Origin of the sequence: Streptomyces sp. NPDC051218 (genome assembly GCF_044455475.1) — a bacterium.
Lineage (GTDB): Bacteria > Actinomycetota > Actinomycetes > Streptomycetales > Streptomycetaceae > Streptomyces.
This window is the reverse complement of the sequence record NZ_JBITEU010000004.1, coordinates 258,156-277,680: the sequence shown is the minus strand read 5'-3', so window position 1 is coordinate 277,680 and position 19,525 is coordinate 258,156. Positions and strand designations below refer to the sequence as shown.

Genomic DNA, 19,525 nt, shown 5'->3' with positions numbered 1-19,525 from the left:
GGGTCAGCCGGTGAGATCGGCGCCGAAGAAGGCCCCTGCCTCCGGGGTGCCGAGCGAGGACGGGCTGAACGACGTGATGCCGGTCGTCGTCAGGCCGGTCTTCGCGCCGCGGAACAGCCAGGCGGCGCCGGAGTCCTTGGTCGTGCCGTCTTCCTGGGGCACGCCCACGGTCAGGTCGGCGAGGCCGTCCTTGTTCACGTCGGTGAGCCGGACTTCCTCGCCGAAGTTGTCGCCCTTCTCCGAGACGCCGGGTACGTTCGCCGTGTCCTGGTTGAAGGCCTGGGCGCCGGTGCCGGTCAGGCCGTTCGCGCCGCCCTTGAGCAGGACGACCGCACCGGTGTCCGCGACGTTGCCGAGGTTCTCGCCGGGCACGCCGACAACGATGTCTGCGTAGCCGTCGCCGGTGACGTCACCCGCGGACAGGGAGTAGCCGAACTGGTCGCCCCTTTCGGGCCCGTTGATCTCCGCCGCCTCGCCGACGCCGGGTACGCCCGCCGTGTCCTGGTCGATCTTCGCGGTGCGGGTGGAGAAGCCGGACTTGGAGCCGTAGACGACCCGGATCGCACCCGCGTCGTACACCTGGGTCTCGGAGACCTCGTCCACCTCGTGCGCCACGAGGTCGCCGTACCCGTCCTTGTCCACGTCGGCGATGACGCCGTTCGTCGTGAACTTCTTGGTCTGCGTCGACGTCTTGGCGAGGCCGTCCTTGCTGCCCTTCCACAGGCGCGAGGAGTGCTGCATCTCCTCGAAGCCGTGGCTGGTGACGAGGTCGTCGGCGCCGTCACCGGTCACGTCGCCGACCATGAGGTCCTGGGGGCCGTCGTCCTCGTTGGCGACGGACGTGGTGAACGCGGGCTTCCCGTCGCGGGTGAAGGGGCCGTAGCGCACCTCCAGGGTGGACGAAGAGTTGGCGACGAGGTCGGCCTTGCCGTCGCCGTTGAAGTCGCCGGCCTTCAGGTCGTTCACGTACTCGCCCGGCAGTTCGCCGCCCTGGGTCAGGCCGTTCGCGGAGCCCCAGAGCACCGCGTCGCCCTTGCCGTTGTTCACGGTGAGGTCGGTGTACCCGTCGCCGTCGAGGTCGCCGGCCTCGGTGTTCGCACCGAAGCCGCCGTTCTCCTCGGGGTCGCCGGGCACGCCCGCGGTGGTGCGGTCGACCTGCTTGGCGTGCGCGGTGTCGGCGCCGGACGCCGAGCCGTACACGATCGATACGTAGCCGGCGCCGGCCGTGCCGTTCACGGCGCCGCGGGGCGCGGAGACGGCGAGGTCGGCGTACCCGTCGTGGTTGAAGTCGGTCACGGGCTTGCCCGCCGCGGTGGGCGCGGCGGCGGCGGAACCGGCCGTGGCCACGACCGCGAACGGGGTCGCGAGCGCGGTGACCGCGACGGCGGCTATGAGTGAGCGACGCACTTGTCCTCCTGTGGGGAAACTGCTGTGACACCAGAGGAGACCGGCGTACGGGGGAGGTGGTTGTACCCCGCAGGTTTCTTGTTACGTCGCCCGGACATTCCTGTTACGTTGCCCGCCGTTTCCCGCCATCGGGTTCCGGCCCGCCCTTCCGGGAAGCGGTGGAACACTGGGTGCGAGGTCTTTCGGGTGCGCGGGGAAGGTGGGGCCTGTGGTGGCGTCGGCGGGGGCTCAGCAGCCGTCCATGCAGGAGTTGATCCGTCGCCGGAGGCGGGCGGGCTTCGTCGGGCGCACAGGTGAACTCGACGCCTTCCGCGCCAACTTCGACGTGCCGCCGACCGACGACCGGCACCGTTTCCTGTTCCACGTCCACGGGATCGGCGGCGTCGGCAAGACGTCGCTGGTGCGCGAGTGGGAGCAACTGGCCCGCGAGCGAGGCGCCTTGACCGCGTACGTCGACGAAGCCGTGGGCAGTGTGCCCGAGGTGATGGCGGCGATCAGCTCGCAGTTCGCCCTGCAGGGCCGCCGCTGCAAGGAACTCACCCGGCTCCTGGCGACCCACCGCGAGCGCCGTCACGAAGCCGAGTCGGCCTCGGCCGCGGCCATCTCCGACCTGGGCCCCGAGCCTGGGCCCTTGGCGGTGCCCGCGCCATCGGCGGGCAGCATGACCGCGGCCCGCGCGAGCCTGGTGGGCCTCGGTCTGATCCCGGGCGTGGGCGCCTTCGCGGGCGCGGTCGATCCCGGCCAACTCGCCATGGGGGCAGACAGGTTGCGCGCGGGCCTGAGCGCACGCCTCGGCAACCAGGACGACGTCCAGCTGGTCCTCTCCCCGGAGCGGGTTCTCACGCCGGTCCTCCTGAACGAACTCGCCGAGGCGGGAAAGGGGACGCCGTGGATCGTCCTCTTCTTCGACACGTACGAGAGGACGGCGCCGTTCCTGGACGGCTGGCTGCACGACGTGATGCTCACCGACCGGCACGGCGCGCTGCCCGCCAACGTGGTCGTGGTGACATCCGGGCAGCTGCCCTTCGACACCGCCCGGTGGGGTGGCTACGGGGACTTCGTCATGGACGTGCCGCTCGGCCCCTTCACGGAGCTGGAGACACGGGGGCTGCTCGCCGGAAAGGGCGTGGTGGCGGAGCCCGTGGTGGAGGAGGTCCTGCGGCTCTCCGGAGGCCTGCCGGTCCTCGTCTCGACCCTCGCCGAGGGCAGGCCCGCCGCCCCGGACGACGTCGGCGACCCCAGCGCGACCGCCGTCGAGCGTTTCCTGAAGTGGGAGCGGGACACCGTGCGCAGGGCGGTGGCGCTGGCCTGCGCGCTGCCCAGGCGCCTTGACGCGGACGTGTTCCGTGCGGCCGTCGAGGGGATCTGCGCGGAGTCCGATGTGCCGGGCCTCTTCGGGTGGCTGCGCGGGCTGCCGTTCGTGAGCGACAAGGGCGACCGTGTGCAGTACCACGACGTGGTGCGGGCACCGATGCTGCGCTCCCAGCGCAACCGTTCGCCGCGTGGGTGGGCGGAGGCGCACAGCCGCCTGGCGTCGACGTTCGCCGGTTGGCGGGCGGAGGCGGGGGCCGGGCGCGACGCCGCCGAGTTGTGGGAGGACGAACCGTGGCGGGAGCTGCGGCTCGCGGAGTCGTATCACCTGCTGTGCGCGGGGGAGCGCGAGGCGTTGCCCGTCGTACTGCGCGATGTCGTCGACGCGTGTGACGTGGGCGAGGTGGTGGCCCGGCGCTGGGCCCGGGTCCTTGTGGACGCCGGGCAGGACGCGGACGCCGCGGTGGCCGGGCGGTGGGGGCGGGACCTGACGGCAGCGCTGAGCACGGACGCGTGCGTGGACGCCCTGGGGCTCCTTGCCGACCGTGCCGGGTTCGATGCCGGCGGGCAGGCGTTCGCGCGGATGCTGCGGGGGCGCGACCTTCGCAACAGCGGGGCGTACGAGGAGGCGCTGGCCGAGTACGACCGTGCCCTTGGCCTCGACCCGCAGCTGGCGCGTGCCTACTACGGCCGGGGGGTGACCCGGGCCCTGCAAGGTGATTTCACCGCCGCGGTCGGGGAGTTCGACCTGGCGCTGGCCATCACGCCGGACGATGTGCAGGCTCTCAACGACCGGGGTGAGGCCCACCGCATCCTCGGCCACTGGCAGGAGGCGGTCGGTGACCTGGACCGTGCGATCGGGATCGACCCGTCGGACGCGTTCGCCTGGGCGTCCCGAGGCGCCGCACGCTCCGCCCTGGGACAGGACGACGCGGCGCTCGCCGACCTGGACCGGGCGGTGGAACTCGACCCGGAGTACGCGTGGGCACTGGCGCGCCGTGCGCGGCTGCGACGTTTCCGCGGGGAGCACGCGCTGCAGATGGCGGACCTGGACCGCGCGGCCCGCGTGTCCCCGCAGTCGGCGTTCGTGGCCTGCGAACGGGGTGACGCCCTGCGCACCGCGGAGCGGCCCGAGGAGGCGCTGGCCGAGTACGACCGGGCGATCGGCCTCAGCGATTCCTACGCGTCGGCGTACGCGAGCCGCGGAGCCGCACTGGACGACCTCGGGCGGCGGGAGGAGGCGCTGGCCGACCTCGACCGGGCCCTTGAACTCGAACCGTCCAACGCCTGGGCGCTGGCCCGCAGGTCCAACGTGCACCAGGGCCTTTCCGACCACGAGCGCGCGTTCGCCGACGCCGACCGGGCCAGTGTGCTGTGGCCCGACAGCGAATGGGTCCTGTACCAGCGCGCGGCGGCGCTGAACGACCTGAAGCGGTACGAGGAGGCCCGCTCCGGTCTCGACCGGGTCCTCGAAATGGACCCCGGGAACCAGTTGGCGCGCGTCATGCGAGGCTCCGTGCTGCGCAGGCTCGGCCGCTACGAGGAGGCGTCGGCCGACCTCGACCGTGCCATCGAGGCGGAGCCGGGCAACGGCTGGGCGGTCATCACCCGTGCGCTGACCCGGCTCGCCACCGGGCACTGGGAGCAGGCCATGGCCGACGTCGCGTGCTACGCGGAGATCGGCTACGACCCGGACTGGGTGCGCCGCAAGTCCGCCGAGGTCTACATGTGGACCGGCCGCCCCGAGCGGGCGCTCGACGTCCTGAAGGCCGACGCCCCCGGCGGGAACCCGGACGACGCCGAGGAGTTGGCCAAGGCGTACCGCATGACCGGCCAGTGGAGCCGCGCTCGGGAGGCGGCGCTGGCGCTGCGCGCGCAGGACGCGGCGTACGCGGCGCTCGCGACGGCTCTGGCGGCGAGCGGCGCGGACGGGGTGCGTGCCGCCGCCCCGCTGTGGCAGGAGGCCACCCGTCTCTGGCAGGCCGAGGACCCGAGGCCCGGCGCGCGCGACTGCCTGTACGTGGTGTCCAGCGCGGCCCTGGCCGACTGGCCGGCGCTCGACGCGAGCCTGGGGCGCGTACTGGCAGCGGCGCCGCCCGAAGTGGAGTGGGACGACCTGGCCGAACTCGCCGACCTGCTCACGGAGATCGTGCGCGCCCCGGGCGCCGACCGCACCCGCCTGGCGCCGCGCCTGGCCAGGGTGACCGCGGCCAGGGACGCTTTCCGGCAGCGGTGAGCGTCTGCGGAGATCCATGAAAGCCCTGGTGAAGGCCGGTCAAAAGTGATCTGAAGGGCGTCTCCTTAGATATCGCATCGACCCCGAACCGACTGTTCCCGGTCGATTACAGTGCTGCGCAGAAGACGCACGGAAGTGCAGGGGGCGAGCCACGAGAGGAGGTGCCGTGAGCACCGCAGCAGCCACCGGAGTCTGGGGCCGCGCCGAGCAGCAGGACTTCCGCAGCCGGGTCCGCGGCACGCTGCTCGGAGCCGCCGTCGGGGACGCGCTGGGCGCGCCCGTCGACTCACTGAGCCTCGACGGGATACGGGAGGCCCACGGCGCCGAGGGGCTCACCGAACCCGCCCCCGCGCACGGCAGGCGCGGCGCGGTCACCGCGGCCACGCAACTGGCCCTCTTCACGGTCGACGGACTCATACGCGCCCAGGTGCGGCGCGACACCGGCGCCTGGCATCCGCCCACCGATCTGCACCGCGCCTACCGCCGCTGGGCGGCCACCCAGAGCGACTGGGGCCCCGACGAGCGGCGCAAGGAGGACGGGTGGCTGGCCCGCGAGGAGTGGCTCTACTCGCGCCGCTCGCCCGCCCGCGCCTGTCTGGTCGGGCTCGGGGACGAGCACATGGGGACGCTCGAAGCCCCCAAGAACCCGGAGGAACAGGGAGCCGAGGCCGTCACCCGGTCCGCCCCCTTCGGGCTCCTGGTCGGCTGGGAGCCGCAGCTGGTGCTCCAGCTCGCCGTGGAGTGCGCCGTACAGACGCACGGGCACCCCACCGCGTACCTGGCGGCGGGCGCGCACACCGTCCTCGTGCACGGTCTGGCCCGCGGTGAGTCCCTGGACGGAGCCATCCAGCGGGCGCTCGCCCTGCTGGCCGCCCGGCCCGGTCACCAGCCCGTGACCGACGCGCTGAAGCACGCCCTGGGAGCCGTGCGGCAGGGGATGCCCACTCCCGCCCGGGTGGAGGAACTGATGGGCGACGGGGGAGCGGAGGGCGCGCTCGCGGCCGCCGTCTACTGCGCCCTAGTGGGCGAGGACATCCGGCACGGGCTGCGGCTCGCCGTCAATCACGGGGGCGCGTCGGCCGCCGCGGGCACCCTGTGCGGGGCGCTGCTCGGCGCGCTGCACGGCGAGACCGCGCTGCCTCCGGGCTGGCTCACGGAGCTGGAGGGCCGGGCCACGATCCTTGAGCTGGCGGACGACTTCGCGATGGAGATGACGCAGGGGCCCGCGCTGCACGGGCCGGCGGTCTCGTCGCCGGGGTGGCTTGCGCGGTATCCGCGGGCTTGAGGGCCGAGCTCGACGCGAACGCCGGACAGGCTGCGTGAAAGCAGCCCGTCCGGCGCTTGAGGACGAACTCGGCGAAGCCGGTGATCTACGGCAACGGACCGCGCGGGGCCACCACTTCGTCCGCCGCCTCGGCCGGGGGCGGAACAACTGCTGAACCGGCGGAGCCATCCCCATCCGTATTGATCTTCTCGATGATCGCGTCCCGCTCCGGAGTGTCCTCGGGCCTCAGATACCCGACCAGGATGTAGAGGATCAGCGAGACCGCAAGCGGGATCGAGACCTGGTACTCCAGCGGCACCCCGCCCTCGACGCTCCAGTTGATCGGGTAGTTGACCAGCCAGAAGGCGAGCAGACCCATCGACCAGCTGGTCAGCGCCGCGGTCGGTCCGGACTTGCGGAACGTACGCAGCAGACCCAGCATCATCGGGATCGCGATCGGGCCCATCAGGCCCGCCACCCACTTGATGACGACCGTGATGATGTCCTTGAACGCGGGGGAGTTGACCTGCGTGGCCACCGCCATGGACAGGCCGAGGAAGACGACGGTCGTCAGGCGTGCGGCGAGCAGACCCGAGCGTTCGTTCCAGCGCCTGGCCTGCCGGGAGATCACCGGAGCCACGTCCCGCGTGAACACCGCCGCGATCGCGTTGGCGTCCGAGGAGCACATGGCCATCGTGTGCGAGAAGAAGCCGACGATGACGAGCCCCAACAGGCCGTGCGGAAGCAGCTGTTCGGTCATCAGCGCGTACGAGTCGGAGCCGTCGGGCTTCTTCGCGTCCACCAGGAGCGGGGACATCCACATCGGGAAGAAGAGGACGACCGGCCACACCAGCCACAGGATCGCCGAGAGCCGTGCCGAGCGCGCGGCCTCGCGGGGGCTCGACGTGGCCATGTAGCGCTGGGCCTGGTTGAGCATGCCGCCGTTGTACTCGAAGAGCTTGATGAAGAGGAACGCGAGCAGGAAGATCGTTCCGTACGGCCCGACCAACGGCTCCGCGTGACCCTTGAGTTCGGGCTCGTCCCAGACCCCGAAGAATCCGCCGTGCGGCCCGAGCTTCGAGACCACGGCTACGAACATCGCGATGCCGGCCAGGAGTTGGATGATGAACTGGCCGAGCTCGGTGAGCGCGTCGGCCCACAGGCCGCCGATCGTGCAGTAGATGGCCGTGATCACGCCGGTGATCAGGATGCCCTGGTTGATCGAGATACCGGTGAAGACGGAGAGCAGGGTGGCGATGGCCGCCCACTTGGCCGCCACGTCCACGATCTTCAGGAGCATCCCGGACCAGGCGAGGGCCTGCTGCGTCTTCAGGTTGTAGCGGTTCTTGAGGTATTCGAGCGGCGATGCCACGTGCAGCCGTGAGCGCAGCCGGTTGATGCGGGGCGCGAAGAGCTTCGAGCCGATGGCGATGCCGAGCGCGATCGGGAAGGACCAGGTGATGAAGGACGTGACGCCGTAGGTGTACGCGATGCCCGCGTACCCGGTGAACATCACCGCGCTGTAGCCGGACATGTGGTGCGAGATGCCGGACAGCCACCAGGGCATCTTGCCGCCCGCGGTGAAGAAGTCGCTGACGTTGTCCACGCGCTTGTGGGACCAGACGCCGATCGCGACCATGATGCCGAAGTAGCCGATGAGCACGGCCCAGTCGAGACTGTTCATGTGCCCCCTCCAGGGGTCCGCCTTGTGAACTGCGCAGAAATGCCGTGCACTTCGCCAGTTTCGTGACATACGGACGTGGGCGGCCTTGAAGTGCCCGCTCATCGTGGGTTCGGGCGTGCGCTGCCGACAACCGCCCGTGAGGTCAAGAGCAAGTAAAATCGTTCTGTTTACTGACCTCCGTTCAGATACATGACCAGAGCGGCCGGGGTGTTCGGGGCTCCGGACACGCAAAAAACGGCTGTACGGGACCGAAGTCCCGTACAGCCGTCGACCGTTGACCCGAGTCGAGTCGAGTCGAGCCGCGCCTACCGCATCAGCTCTCCCGCGTTCACCAGGAGCGACTGTCCCGTGATCGCCCGCGCCATGTCCGACGCCAGGAACACCGCCGCGTCCGCCACATCCCCGTCCGTCGCCAGGTCCGGCAGTGCCATCCGTGCCGCGAGGCGACCCCGTACCTCCTCCTCCGGCACGCCCTCGGTGTGCGCGGTGAACTGGACGTACGCCTCGACCGGCGGGCCCCACATCCAGCCGGGCAGCACGGTGTTCACCCGGATCCGGTCAGGACCCACCTCGTGCGCCAGGGAGTACATCGCCGACGTCAGCGCCCCCTTCGACGCCGCGTACGCCGCCTGGCGCACCTGCGACGGAGCCGCCACGGCCGACTGCGTGCCGATGAACACCACCGAGCCGCCCCGCTCCTTGAGCGCGGGCAGGCACGCCCGCGTCATCCGCAGCGTGCCGAGCAGATTGACGTCGATGACCTGCTGCCAGGTGGCGAAGTCCGCGTCCTGCACCCCGCCGAAGTAGCTGTCCCAGGCGGCCACATGGACCACCGCGTCGATCTGCCCGAAGCGCTCGCGCGCCAGGCCCGCGAGGGCGTCGCACTGGGCCTCGTCGGTGATGTCGGTCGGGCGGTACGCCGTGCGGGTGCCCTCGGGGTCGATCTCGCCGGCCGACTTCGCGAGGTTCGCCTCCGTGCGCGCCCCGAGCACGGCGTTGCCCCCGTCCCGTACGACGGCGGCCGCGACCTGGTGGCCGAGTCCGGCGCCCACCCCCGATACGACGACGGTCTTTCCTTCGAGGAGCGAGCGCATGCGGCGCCTCCCGGCTCTGGCAGTTTTGCTGACGGGGCGTCAGAGTATGGGCGTCCACCGGAGGAGGGAAGACTCATGAGCGAGGACACCCGCAGTGAGGCGTACGGGGAACTGGCCGGCGTCGGGCCGTACGGCGTGCACCCGGGCCACGCCCTGATCACCATGGTCGAGCCGCACCCGGGCCACGAGTACGCGTACAACCGCTGGTACGAGGACGATCACTACTACGCCGGCGCGATGGCGATGCCCTGGATGTACGCGGGCCGCCGCTGGGTGGCCACCCGGGATCTCCAACTCCTGCGGCTGCCGGAGAAGTCGGCGGTCGCCCAGCCGGTGACCGCGGGCTGCTACCTCTCCACGTACTGGCTCACCGACGGCCGCTACGACGAGCACATGAAGTGGACCGTCGGCATCAACAAACGCCTCAACCGCGACGGCCGCGTCTACCAGGACCGCACGCACGTCTTCACGGCCTTCCAGGACCACGAGGCCACCGTCTACCGCGACGGAGCCGCCGGGCCCCGCGACTTCCACGCACTCGACCACCCCTACCAGGGCCTCGTGCTCGAAGTCATCGACGCCGAATCGGGCGGCCGGCGCGCCGAGTTGCTGGAATGGCTGCGGGCGAGGCAGCTGCCGCGTGCCCTCGCGGGGTCTCCCGCCGCGATGGTGACCATCTTCCGGCCGACTCCGCTGCCGGGTGACCGGATGACGTACGTGAAGCAGGTCGAGGGAGTCGACACCAGGCTGACGCTGCTCTGGTTCCTCCAGGCCGATCCGAGGGAGTGCTGGCAGGAGCACTTCGCCGGGCGGGTGGACGCGGTGGCGGAGTCGGGGATGGGGAGGGTGGAGCTGGTGGCGCCGTTCATTCCCACGGTGCCGGGAACGGACGCGTATGTCGATCAACTCCGGTAGTCGACGCCGAGCGTGCCCTCGGTCGCTCCGGTGAAAGGCCGAGCCCCCTCGGCCGGGACGGCGGGCCAGTCGAGAGGGCTCAATCGGTTCTGCTTATGCAATTGTCGATCTCTCGTTACTTCTCCCGGCCGACTTCTGAGACGAACGCGCGCCATGAGTCGGAGGGGAATGCGAGGACGGGGCCCTCGGTGACCTTCGAGTCGCGGACCGAAATCGCCGACGAGAGCGGTGACTTGACCTCGACGCACGCGCCGTTTCCCGTGGAATACGAGGACTTGACCCACGTATTCGTAGCGCCCTGATGAATTGCCATGGTTACTCCGGTTCGCCCAGTTGTTGAGTTGCGGTCACCGCCAAGAGCGGCTGTGCCAACGGGTGTTGCTCGATGGCGTGAATGACGCTACTCGCCAACATCGCCGAGTGAAGGGAGCGTTCACTCGACCGGATGGCATATTCCAGTGGGGTCTTCCGCCTCGCCGAGGGGGAGGTGTACCGTGCGGCGCTCATCCGCCCCGGACGTCACATACGAGGCGTACGCCTCAGCGCGCGTACTCTTTCGCGATGTCTGCGATGAGTTGGCGTGATTGATCCACATTCAGGGCCTGTGCCCGCAGATGCTCGTACATCACGCTGTACTGCTGGACGTCGTTCGCCTTCTCCAGATAGAGATCGCTCGTGACGCCCTCGATGTAGACCACGCTGGAATCCGCGGCGTCCGGGAACTCGAGAATCGCGTACTGGCCGTTGAGGCCCGGGTGCGCGCCCATCTCGAAAGGAATGACCTGGACGGTCACATGCGGCAGTTGGGACTGTTCCACGAGGTGTTCCAACTGGTCGCGCATCAGATGCCGGGAGCCGACGACGCGGCGCAGCGCGGACTCGTCGAGGACGGTCCACAGGCGCAGCGGATTCTCCGGCGCGCTGATGCGCTCCTGGCGGCGGACGCGGACCTGGACCCGCTTCTCGATGTCCGTCGGCGTGGTCTCCGGCAGTGCGCCGGTGATCAGTGCCTCCGCGTACGCCCGGGTCTGGAGCAGGCCGGGGACGACCTGCGGGTCGTACACACGCAAGGATGCGGCGTCCGTCTCCAGACCGATGTAGACGCTGTACGGGATGTCGCCGAAGGAGTGCCACCAGCCCTGCTGGCGTGAGTCCTTGGCCATTTGCATGAGCGAGTCGACGATGCGGTGGTCCTCGACCTCGTAGACCCCGCAGAGATCGCGTACATCGCGCTGGCTGATCGAGCGGCGGCCGTTCTCGAGGCGGCTGATCTTCGACTGCGAGACCAGCAGGCGCTCGGCGACCTCCTCGGCCGTCATGCCCTTGAGCTCGCGAAGCCTGCGGAGCTCCTGGCCCAACCGGCGTCGCCTGACGGTGGGATTGACACTGGACGCCACGGACGTGCACCTCCGACTACATGCCTCTACTTTGCGTATCTGCTGTTCAGCAGAGTGCCACCAACGTGTCGCGCACCGCTGGGAAACAGCGGATGTGAACTGCGACACGAAGACGACGTGAGGACTGGTGTGAGGGGTGCGGCCCGGATGCGCGGCGCCACGACGTGCGGCCGCGCGGGGCGGAGGTACCGGTGTCGTCGTCCGGACGTTCCGGTGCCAGTGCCCCGCGCGGCCCAGCGGCTCCCGAACCGGGTCTGGGGGACTGCGGTGCGGCGTTGCTGTTGCCGGTGTTGCGGTACTACTGCGGTGCTGCGGTGTTGTCGTGGCTCAGTGGGCCACGGCACGTGCCATGGATCCGCGGCGCGGCTGCATCGGAACCCCGCCGGGTTCCGGCGCGGTCCTGGCCGGCTGTCGGCCACCGCCTGGTCCACCTGGTCCGCCCGGCCCACCCGGGCCCGCTGGGGCCGGGCTGCGGCGCGGCTGAGCGGCCACGCCGTTCTGGACGTCCATCACGGCGTGCGCCACGAGGCCGCCCATCGGGTCGTGCCTGATCAGGTCCCGGAGACGGGAGCGCGATGAACGCCCTTCGTTGCCGGGGTAGAGGTGCTTGCCGAGTCCCACTGCGTGAGCGAGCGCGGCGAGCGCCGCGGTCCGCGGGTCCGGTGGTACGCCGGTGCGGATCGCGCTGTCCAGCCGGGACCTGATGTCCCGGCTGATTGCCGTGTCCGTCGCTTGGTAGCGAGTCGTCGGCAGTACTCCGCACATCTGGCCCGATACGGCATGCACCATGCCGCACCGCTCCAGGTGCGCGAGGTAGATCTGGCGCAGCCCCAGTCGGGGCCCGCCAATCCAGTGGACCGCCCGAACCGGGCTGCCGCGCCTGCGCAGCAGTTCCAGTGCGGAGTCCAGAGTCGGATCTCCGGTCGGCCGTGGCATCACCACGGCGATACGATCCCCGTCTGGGGCTATCCGTCCGGCCAGCGCCAGCTCCACTAGCTGTGCTCCGGCCAGACCGAGGTCGAGCGACTGCGGCTGCGCTGTGGTACCCGTGGCCGGGTCCAAAGCGAGCAGCAGAAGCTCCTCCGGAATCGTTCTGCGGCTCTTGCCCATCCATGCCTCCCCGCGTGGATGAATGACAGGGTGACCCCTCTCACATTGGTCTGTCGAGAGTGCGTGACCGGTAAGTACGGGAACCAGTAGGTATGTCGTTCTCGTCTACCACGGGGGTTAAGCCCCCACACAGGACACTGGTACATGGTTCGGACAGCGGGTCCGGCCGTGTTTTGGCGCAACGGCAACGCGAGCGGCGTGGCGTACGAGGAGGCATCGGTGGCGGGCGAGACCCCCGACAGGTCGAAGCAGCGGAAGTCGTCGGGGAACCCGACTGGGGCAAAGCCGTCCGTGCCGGCACCGGCGCCGGATGAACGCGACCCGCGCCTCGCGGTGGCCCGAGAGGTCCCCGCGGCGCGGGAGGAGACGCGGGAGGATCAGGCGACGGCGGTCTTCTCGACGAAGGCCGTGGCCGAGGCGGCGGCCTCCCAGGGCTCGGAGGGCGAGCCCAAGGCCGAGGAGAGCGGCGACGCACGGCTGCGGGCCGCTGTGGCGGCGTGGGTGGCCTCGGCGGACGAGGAGACCCCCGGGGCCGCGGAGACGGACGCAGCGGGCGCGGAGGGGGAAACCTCGGACGCCGGGAAGCCTGATTCCCCGTCCACGGAGGAGGCCACCGGAAAGGGCGGCGCTTCGGCTGCCGCCGAGCCTGCCGGCCGGAGCGGGGCTTCGGACGTGGCGAGTTCCGCTGGCGCTGAGGGCGACGCGGAGGGTTCGGACGACTCCGACGAGGCCGCTGGTTCTGGCGGGTCCGAGGTGGCCGAGCAGCCTGCGGAGGCGAACGTTTCCGCAGGTGGCGCGGCTGACGTGGACGACGCCGGTGACACCGCCGAGGCGGCGGATGCACCAGGGGACGCGGCCAGCGCCTCCGAGCCTGCGGGCGCGGCTGGCTCTGACGCCGCCGATGAGCCCGAGCAGGCCGACGGAGCTGGGGCCGAGGACGCCCCCTCCGGCAACGCGGGCAACTCCCACGCCGCTGCAGCGGCCGCCGAGCCCATGGCGTCCGCAAAGCCTGCCGGCCCTAAGGCGGAAGCAAAGCCCTCCGAGCCCACGGCTGACGCCAAGCCCGCTTCCCCCATGGCGGTTGCAAAGTCCGCCGTCCCCATGGCGGATGCAAAGCGCGCCGAGCCGAAGGCTGACGCCAAGCTTGCCGAGCCCAAGGCGGGCGTTAAGCCCGCCGAGTCCACGGCTGACGCTGAGCCGGACGGCCTTAAGTCGGACGCTGGGTCCGTCGAGCCCACGGCTGACGCAAAGCTTGCCGACTCCAAGGCGAACGCAAAGCGCGCCGAGCCCATGGCGGACGCAAAGTCCGCTGAGCCCACGGCTGACGCCAAGCCTGCCGACCTGGTGGCGGACGCCAAGCCTGCCGACCCCAAGGCTGACGCAAAGCCCGCGTCCCCCAAGGCTGACGCAGAGCCTGCCGACCCCAGGGCGGACGCAAAGTCCACCGAGTCCACGGCTGACGCAAATCCCGCATCCCCCAAGGCGGACACAGAGCCTGCCGACCCCATGGCGGACGTAAAGCGCGCCGAGCCCCAAGCCGACGCCAAGCGCGCCGAGCCCAAGGCTGACGCCAAGCCCACCGAGCCCAAGCCGGACGCCAAGCCCAAGGCCGACACCGCCCCCTCGGCCGCCGCAGCCGCAGCCGCCGCAGCCCCCAGTGCCGCCGAAGACGACAAGCCCTCCGGTGGCAAGAGCAGTAGCGAGACCACCGGCACCCCCACCCCCACCGGCCGCGCCCCCGAGGCCTCGGCCGACGCCCCTGCCGAATCCGGCACCGGCGACCGGCCCACCGGCGGCAAGGCCCCGGCCGACACGGATGCCGAATCCGGCCCCGGCGACAAGCCCTCCGGCGGCAAGGCCTCGGCCGACGCCCCTGCCGAATCCGGCCCCGGCGACAAGCCCTCCGGCGGCAAGGCCTCGGCCGACGCCCCTGCCGAATCCGGCCCCGGCGACAAGCCCACCGGCGACAAGCCCACCGGCAGCAGGCCCTCAGCCGACGCCCCTGCCGACCGCACCGGCGACAAGCCCTCCGGCGACGACGCCCCCACCGGCGGTGTCGACCAAGCCACCGCCGTCTTCAAGGCGTTGTCGCCGAAGGGCGTCGACCAGCCGACCACCATGCTCAAGCTGGGCGACCACAAGCCCGGGGCCAAGAAGGCGGATGCAAAGCCGGACGCAAAGCCGGAAGCAAAGCCTGACGCGAAGCCCGAGGGTGATGCTGAGCGCACCAGTAAGTTTGTCGCGCTCAAGCCCCTTGACGGTGCCCCCAAGCCCCCGGCAGCGACACCCCCCGGAGTCAAGGCGCCCGCGCCAGAGCACGCGTCCGCGCCCGAGAAGGGCAACGTAGGACCCGAGCGCACCACCCAGCAGCCGCTTCCCCCGCGGCCGCCGCTCGATCTCCTCGCCGAGTTGACCAACACTCCGCCGCCTCCGGAGACCCCCGTCCGCACCGCCGTGCGGAGGGTCAAGATCTGGACGCCGCTGGTGCTGCTCCTGGTGGTCGTCTTTGCAGTCGTACAGGCCGTGAGGCCACTGCCGACGCCCACCCTGACGCTCACCGCGAAGGAGACCGTCTCCTTCGAGGGGGGCAAGCCGTCCATGCCGTGGCCGAGCCAGGGCCAGGCGGCGATGGACGTCAACGGCATCGGGACGTTCGGTACGTCCGGCGACCAGAAGCCCGTGCCGATCGCGAGCATCGCCAAGGTCATGACCGTCTATCTCGTCCTGCGCGACCACCCCCTGAAGAAGGGTGGCGACCCCGGCCCGGACATCCCGGTCGACGCCGCCGCGGCCAAGCACTACAAGACGGGCAAGGCGGGCAACGAGTCCGTCGTCAAGGTGACCGAGGGTCAGGAGATCACCGAGTACGAGGCGCTGCAGGCGGTCATGCTGCCGTCCGCGAACAACATCGCCAAGCTGCTCGCCCGCTGGGACACCAAGAGCGATTCCGAGGACGAGTTCGTCGCGAAGATGAACAAGACCGCCAAGGAACTCGGCATGAAGAACACCCACTACACGGACCCCAGCGGCCTGGACAAGACGACCGTCTCCACCGCCGAGGACCTCGTGAAGCTGGGCAGGGCCGCGATGGAGGACCCGGTCTTCAACGAGATCTCCCGCCAGCCCAGCTACAAGGACCTCAACGGCGACAAGCAGAACAACTTCTTCGGGCTCGTCCCGACGGTCGCCATCGGCATCAAGACCGGCACCACCACCGCGGCGGGCGGCAACATCCTCTTCGCCGCGGAGAAGAAGATCGGCGGCCAGACCCGCACGATCATCGGTGCCGCCCTCGGCCAGTACGGCGACAACGGCGTGGCCAACATCGACGAGGTCACCGGGGTCACCCGCAAGCTCATCGAGGCGGGCCAGGGCGCGCTCAAGGCGAAGACGATCGTGAAGAAGGGCGACGTCGTCGGCGAGGTCGACGACGGTCTGGGCGGCACGACCCCGGTCGTCGCCACCAAGGACGTCAAGGCCGCGGGCTGGTCGGGTCTGACCGTGAAGCTGAAGCTCGGCGACAAGGCCGGGAGCACGGTCCCGCACTCCGCGAAGGCCGGCACTCACGTAGGTGTCCTGAGCGTCGGTGACGGCAAGGACGGCGCCGTCGAGGTGCCCGTCGCGCTCCAGAAGGACCTCGCGGAGCCGGGCCTCGGCGCCAAGCTCACGCGCGTCGGCTGAGGCACTGAGCTGAGGCACTGACAGGAGAACGCGGAGCACGTACGTGGGCATGGGCACAGGCGCAAGCCGCCGCCCATGCCCACGCTTTGGCCGAACCCGGCCGAACCCGCGCGCAGGGAGCCCCCGCCCCGGGCTCCCTGCGCGTCGTGCGTGCTAGCGTCACAAGTTCGGGGAGCAGTACGCCGGGGCTGCGTGACGGGGTGTTCCGGCACGGACCCCCCGGGCGCGCCCCCTGGACGGACAGAACAACACGGGGAGTGCCGCAAGTGGCCACAGCGGAGCCGACGCGAGCCGACGACGCCGATCCTGAGCCCGGCACCGGTGGCGGCACCCGCACCGGCGCGCGAATACAGCTGCCCGCCCAGCGACGGGGCGAGCCATCGGCTCCCGCACGGCCCACGCGGTGGACGCGGTTCCTGCGCCACCCCGTGACCATCACGACCCTCACCGCGGCCGTCCTGCACGTCGTGTGGTTCTTCACCTTCGCCAACAGCGGCGGTGACCTCGCCGCTCAGGACGCCTGGGCCGAGTTCGTCGGCCGGCACCCCGACTCCGCGTACAACCTCGCCTGGTACGGCGGCATGCACCCGGTGTCGTACAGCGTCGTCTCGCCGTATCTGATGTCGGTGCTCGGCGTCCGGACCACGATGATGGTCGCCGGTACGGTCTCCGCCGCGCTGCTCACGATGATCCTGGTCCGCAGCCGCGCGGTGAAGCAGCCGCTGTGGCCCGCGTTCGCGGGTGTCTTCGCGCTGTTCTGCAACGCGGTGTCGGGCCGCGTGACGTACGGCCTCGGCCAGATGTTCGCGCTGATGGCCGTCGCGGCCGTCTTCTGCTGGCCCTACCGCTGGCGCTACAAGCGGTGGGCGAAGGCGCTGGTCGCCGCGCCGTTCGCCGCGCTCGCGACGATGGGCAGCCCGGTGGCGGGCCTCTTCGTGGGCCTGGTCGCCGTCGCGCTGTTCCTCAGCAAGCGCTACCCCGGCGCGTACGCCCTCGGGGTGGCGCCCGCCATCGTCGTGGGCCTGTCCGCGTGGCTCTTCCCGTTCTCCGGCACGCAGCCGATGTCCTTCGGGTCGGCTTCGCTGCCCCTGATCTGCTCCGGCCTCGTCTACTTCCTCGTACCGAAGGAATGGAAGACGGTACGGATCACCACCGCGGTCTACGCGGCCTTCGTGCTCGGCGTCTGGCTGATCAGCTCGCAGATCGGCTCCAACATCTCCCGCCTCGCGATGTCCTTCGGGGGCGTCGCGTTCCTTGCCGCGCTGCCGTTCACGGTGAAGAAGTCCCGCAAGTGGTACACGCTCGTCATGGCGCTCGTCGCGTTCACCGGCTGGATCGGGTTCAAGGCGGTCGACGACATAGTGCACACGACGCCCCAGGCCTCCTGGACGCGTGAGCTCGCGCCGCTCGTCAACGAACTCCAGGAGGTCGGCGCCGAGAAGGGCCGCGTCGAGGTCGTCCCCGCGCGCAGCCACCGCGAGGCGTCCGCGCTCGCGCCGTACGTGAACCTCGCCCGCGGCTGGAACCGCCAGGCGGACATGGAGCGCAACCCCCTCTTCTACGACGACACCCTCAACTCCGCGAACTACCACGAGTGGCTCCAGCGCTGGTCCGTGCATTACGTCGTGGTGCCCAAGGGCGAGCCCGACGGTGACGGCGGCAAGCGCGAGGCCGCGCTGGTCGAGCGGGGCCTGCCGTATCTGAAGCAGGTGTGGGTGGACTCCAACTGGCAGCTGTACGAGGTCACCGACCCGACCCCGCTCGCCGACCCGCCCGCGGTCGTCGACCGTGCCGAGGCGGGCGGGATGACGATCGAGGTGAAGGAGGCGGGCCGCGTCCTGATCCGCGTCCCGTACTCGCCGTGGCTCAGCCTCGTCGACGCCGACGGAAAGGGCGTCGAGGGCCCGAAGGAGACCGAGGAGTCCAAGCGGCAGCGCGAGACCGACGAGGACCGCCCCAAGCAGTTCGAGAACGTCAACGGCTGTCTGATGGAGGCCGAGGAGGACGCCGAGGGCGACAAGTGGACCGAGCTCCTCGCCCCCGGTCCCGGTGTCTACCGCCTCGGCGCCCCCTACCAGCTGCCGCGCGGCACGGCCTGCCCCGAGGAGCTGCGCGAGAGCGTTCGCTAGACGGACGCCCGGGTGGTCGCCGGCCCGCGGCGGACGTAGCGCAGGGTGGCCGGTACGAGCGTGACCGCGCCCAGGAAGAAGTACGCGTTGATCAGCATGCTCTTCCAGAACTCCCACGTGCCGGTGTCGGCCGCCTCGTCGTCCAGGCCGAGCAGTCCGTGCGGGGTGAGTCCGGTCGCCACGGTGATGTTCTCGACGAGACCGGGAAGACCGCGGACCGTCAGGAGCACACAGCCGAAGAGCAGCGGCCCCCGCACCAGCCACCGCGGCACGCGCGCACCCCAGGGCCTGACCGTGGCGAGGACACAGCCCACCCCGGCCGCCGACATGAGGGTGATGAGCCCGTCGTAGGCGAGGAACACCGCGATCTCGGTGCCGCTGTGCTCACCGGGGCCGATGGCGTCCTCGTACATCACCCCCATCTGGAGATGCCATACGAAGCTGACGGCAAGCCAGATCGCGGCGGCGTGGGCCCAGCCGGGGCGGGGGACGGTTGGCGGGAGATCCGTGGGTCGGCGTCGCATACGTCGAAGCTATGAACATCGCAGACCCACCGCGTCGGTCCGGAGCAGGGTCCGCCTCCGCCGGGCGGCGGAGACGGATGCCCTCCTCGTGGTGCTGAGGTCACCCGCCGCCGTTGCGGTCCGTGCCGCGGTGGCCGTAGTACGCCTGCGCCTCCAGCCACCGGCGGTGCCGTCCGCGCCGTACCCCGACGATGATCGCGATGCCGGAGGCCGCGAGGAGGCCGAGGAGCGGCACGACGACCGTCACGACGATGCCGCCGACGAAGGACGCGAGGTCGGCGTCGTCACCGGGGGCGAAGGTGAGGGCGCCGCGCGGGTCGTCGCACCTCACGCGGTAGTCCCCGGCCGTCTTCGACTTCAGCACGAACACCCGCTCCCACTCGCCGCCGTCCTTGGTGACGGTGAAGGTGCTGTCGGGGGTGGTCACCCGCGGCTCGGAACCGGCGGGGCCGGAGACGATCGCGCAGTGCGCGCGGGCGGCGAAGGGGCTGCGTACGTAGATGGCGGCGTCGTCACCGGGCCCGAACCGCAGCGTGACGGACTGCCCGCTCGCGAACGCCTCGCCGTCGTCGACGGAGTCCACCGTCGAGGTCAGGGTCAGCACGAAGCTCGCGATGCCGATGCCCACGCAGAGCGCCGCGATCACCGCGGCGACGACGAACCACCGCCGCCGGGGCCGTAGTTGCCGCGCGTCTATGCGGGGCGGCGGGCCGGGCGGTGGCCCATAGGGATACATATCGGAACGATGACAGGCGGGTGGGGGTTGGGGAAGA

Annotated in this window: 13 protein-coding genes; 5 read left to right on the top strand and 8 right to left on the bottom strand. The window is 70.8% G+C overall.

What is annotated here, in order from left to right; all coding sequences use genetic code 11:
• Positions 1-3: 3 nt before the first annotated feature.
• The gene (locus ACIBCK_RS14790) at positions 4-1,407 is read right to left on the bottom strand and encodes an FG-GAP-like repeat-containing protein (RefSeq protein WP_399390161.1); all 1,404 of its coding nucleotides are present in this window, start codon (positions 1,405-1,407) and stop codon (positions 4-6) included.
• A gap of 241 nt (positions 1,408-1,648) precedes the next feature.
• Here ACIBCK_RS14790 and ACIBCK_RS14785 point away from each other — a divergent pair, with 241 nt between their 5' ends.
• Both ACIBCK_RS14785 and ACIBCK_RS14780 read left to right on the top strand, forming a co-directional pair.
• Positions 1,649-4,954 carry a tetratricopeptide repeat protein gene (locus tag ACIBCK_RS14785; protein ID WP_399390159.1) on the top strand — a complete coding sequence of 1,102 codons (3,306 nt, stop codon included), beginning with the start codon at positions 1,649-1,651 and terminating at the stop codon, positions 4,952-4,954.
• 166 nt (positions 4,955-5,120) lie between these two features.
• Positions 5,121-6,239, top strand: a complete 1,119-nt coding sequence (locus tag ACIBCK_RS14780) for an ADP-ribosylglycohydrolase family protein (protein WP_399390158.1) — start codon at positions 5,121-5,123, stop codon at positions 6,237-6,239.
• Between the two features lie 85 nt (positions 6,240-6,324).
• On the opposite strand, the gene ACIBCK_RS14775 is transcribed toward ACIBCK_RS14780, so the two are convergent.
• Together ACIBCK_RS14775 and ACIBCK_RS14770 are read right to left on the bottom strand one after the other, a co-directional pair.
• Positions 6,325-7,902: a sodium:solute symporter family protein gene (locus tag ACIBCK_RS14775; RefSeq protein WP_399390156.1), complete on the bottom strand. Its 1,578-nt coding sequence runs from the start codon at positions 7,900-7,902 to the stop codon at positions 6,325-6,327.
• Positions 7,903-8,207: 305 nt separating this feature from the next.
• A complete protein-coding gene (locus ACIBCK_RS14770; RefSeq protein WP_399390154.1) occupies positions 8,208-8,996 on the bottom strand; it encodes an SDR family oxidoreductase in 789 nt (262 codons plus the stop codon).
• 75 nt (positions 8,997-9,071) lie between these two features.
• On the opposite strand from ACIBCK_RS14770, the gene ACIBCK_RS14765 reads away from it, so the two are divergent.
• The gene (locus ACIBCK_RS14765) at positions 9,072-9,911 is read left to right on the top strand and encodes a hypothetical protein (protein WP_399390152.1); all 840 of its coding nucleotides are present in this window, start codon (positions 9,072-9,074) and stop codon (positions 9,909-9,911) included.
• 115 nt (positions 9,912-10,026) lie between these two features.
• Here ACIBCK_RS14765 and ACIBCK_RS14760 read toward each other — a convergent pair whose 3' ends face one another.
• From ACIBCK_RS14760 to ACIBCK_RS14750, 3 genes are all read right to left on the bottom strand, one after another.
• Positions 10,027-10,224: a DUF397 domain-containing protein gene (locus ACIBCK_RS14760; RefSeq protein WP_399390150.1), complete on the bottom strand. Its 198-nt coding sequence runs from the start codon at positions 10,222-10,224 to the stop codon at positions 10,027-10,029.
• A gap of 226 nt (positions 10,225-10,450) precedes the next feature.
• A complete protein-coding gene (locus ACIBCK_RS14755) occupies positions 10,451-11,308 on the bottom strand; it encodes a helix-turn-helix domain-containing protein (RefSeq protein ID WP_399390149.1) in 858 nt (285 codons plus the stop codon).
• 327 nt (positions 11,309-11,635) lie between these two features.
• Complete coding sequence (locus ACIBCK_RS14750) at positions 11,636-12,418, bottom strand: GPP34 family phosphoprotein (protein WP_383315415.1); 783 nt, start codon at positions 12,416-12,418, stop codon at positions 11,636-11,638.
• A 144-nt stretch (positions 12,419-12,562) separates the two neighbouring features.
• Here ACIBCK_RS14750 and ACIBCK_RS14745 point away from each other — a divergent pair, with 144 nt between their 5' ends.
• Both ACIBCK_RS14745 and ACIBCK_RS14740 read left to right on the top strand, forming a co-directional pair.
• Complete coding sequence (locus tag ACIBCK_RS14745; RefSeq protein ID WP_399390147.1) at positions 12,563-16,099, top strand: D-alanyl-D-alanine carboxypeptidase; 3,537 nt, start codon at positions 12,563-12,565, stop codon at positions 16,097-16,099.
• A gap of 266 nt (positions 16,100-16,365) precedes the next feature.
• Positions 16,366-18,228, top strand: coding sequence for an MFS transporter (locus ACIBCK_RS14740; RefSeq protein ID WP_399390146.1), 1,863 nt, complete (start codon positions 16,366-16,368; stop codon positions 18,226-18,228).
• Here ACIBCK_RS14740 and ACIBCK_RS14735 read toward each other — a convergent pair.
• Both ACIBCK_RS14735 and ACIBCK_RS14730 read right to left on the bottom strand, forming a co-directional pair.
• Positions 18,225-18,752, bottom strand: a complete 528-nt coding sequence (locus ACIBCK_RS14735) for a hypothetical protein (protein WP_399390144.1) — start codon at positions 18,750-18,752, stop codon at positions 18,225-18,227. The two genes, ACIBCK_RS14740 and ACIBCK_RS14735, sit on opposite strands and share 4 nt — an antisense overlap.
• Positions 18,753-18,852: 100 nt before the next feature.
• Positions 18,853-19,488 carry a serine/arginine repetitive matrix protein 2 gene (locus tag ACIBCK_RS14730; RefSeq protein ID WP_399390142.1) on the bottom strand — a complete coding sequence of 212 codons (636 nt, stop codon included), beginning with the start codon at positions 19,486-19,488 and terminating at the stop codon, positions 18,853-18,855.
• Between the last annotated feature and the right edge of the window lie 37 nt (positions 19,489-19,525).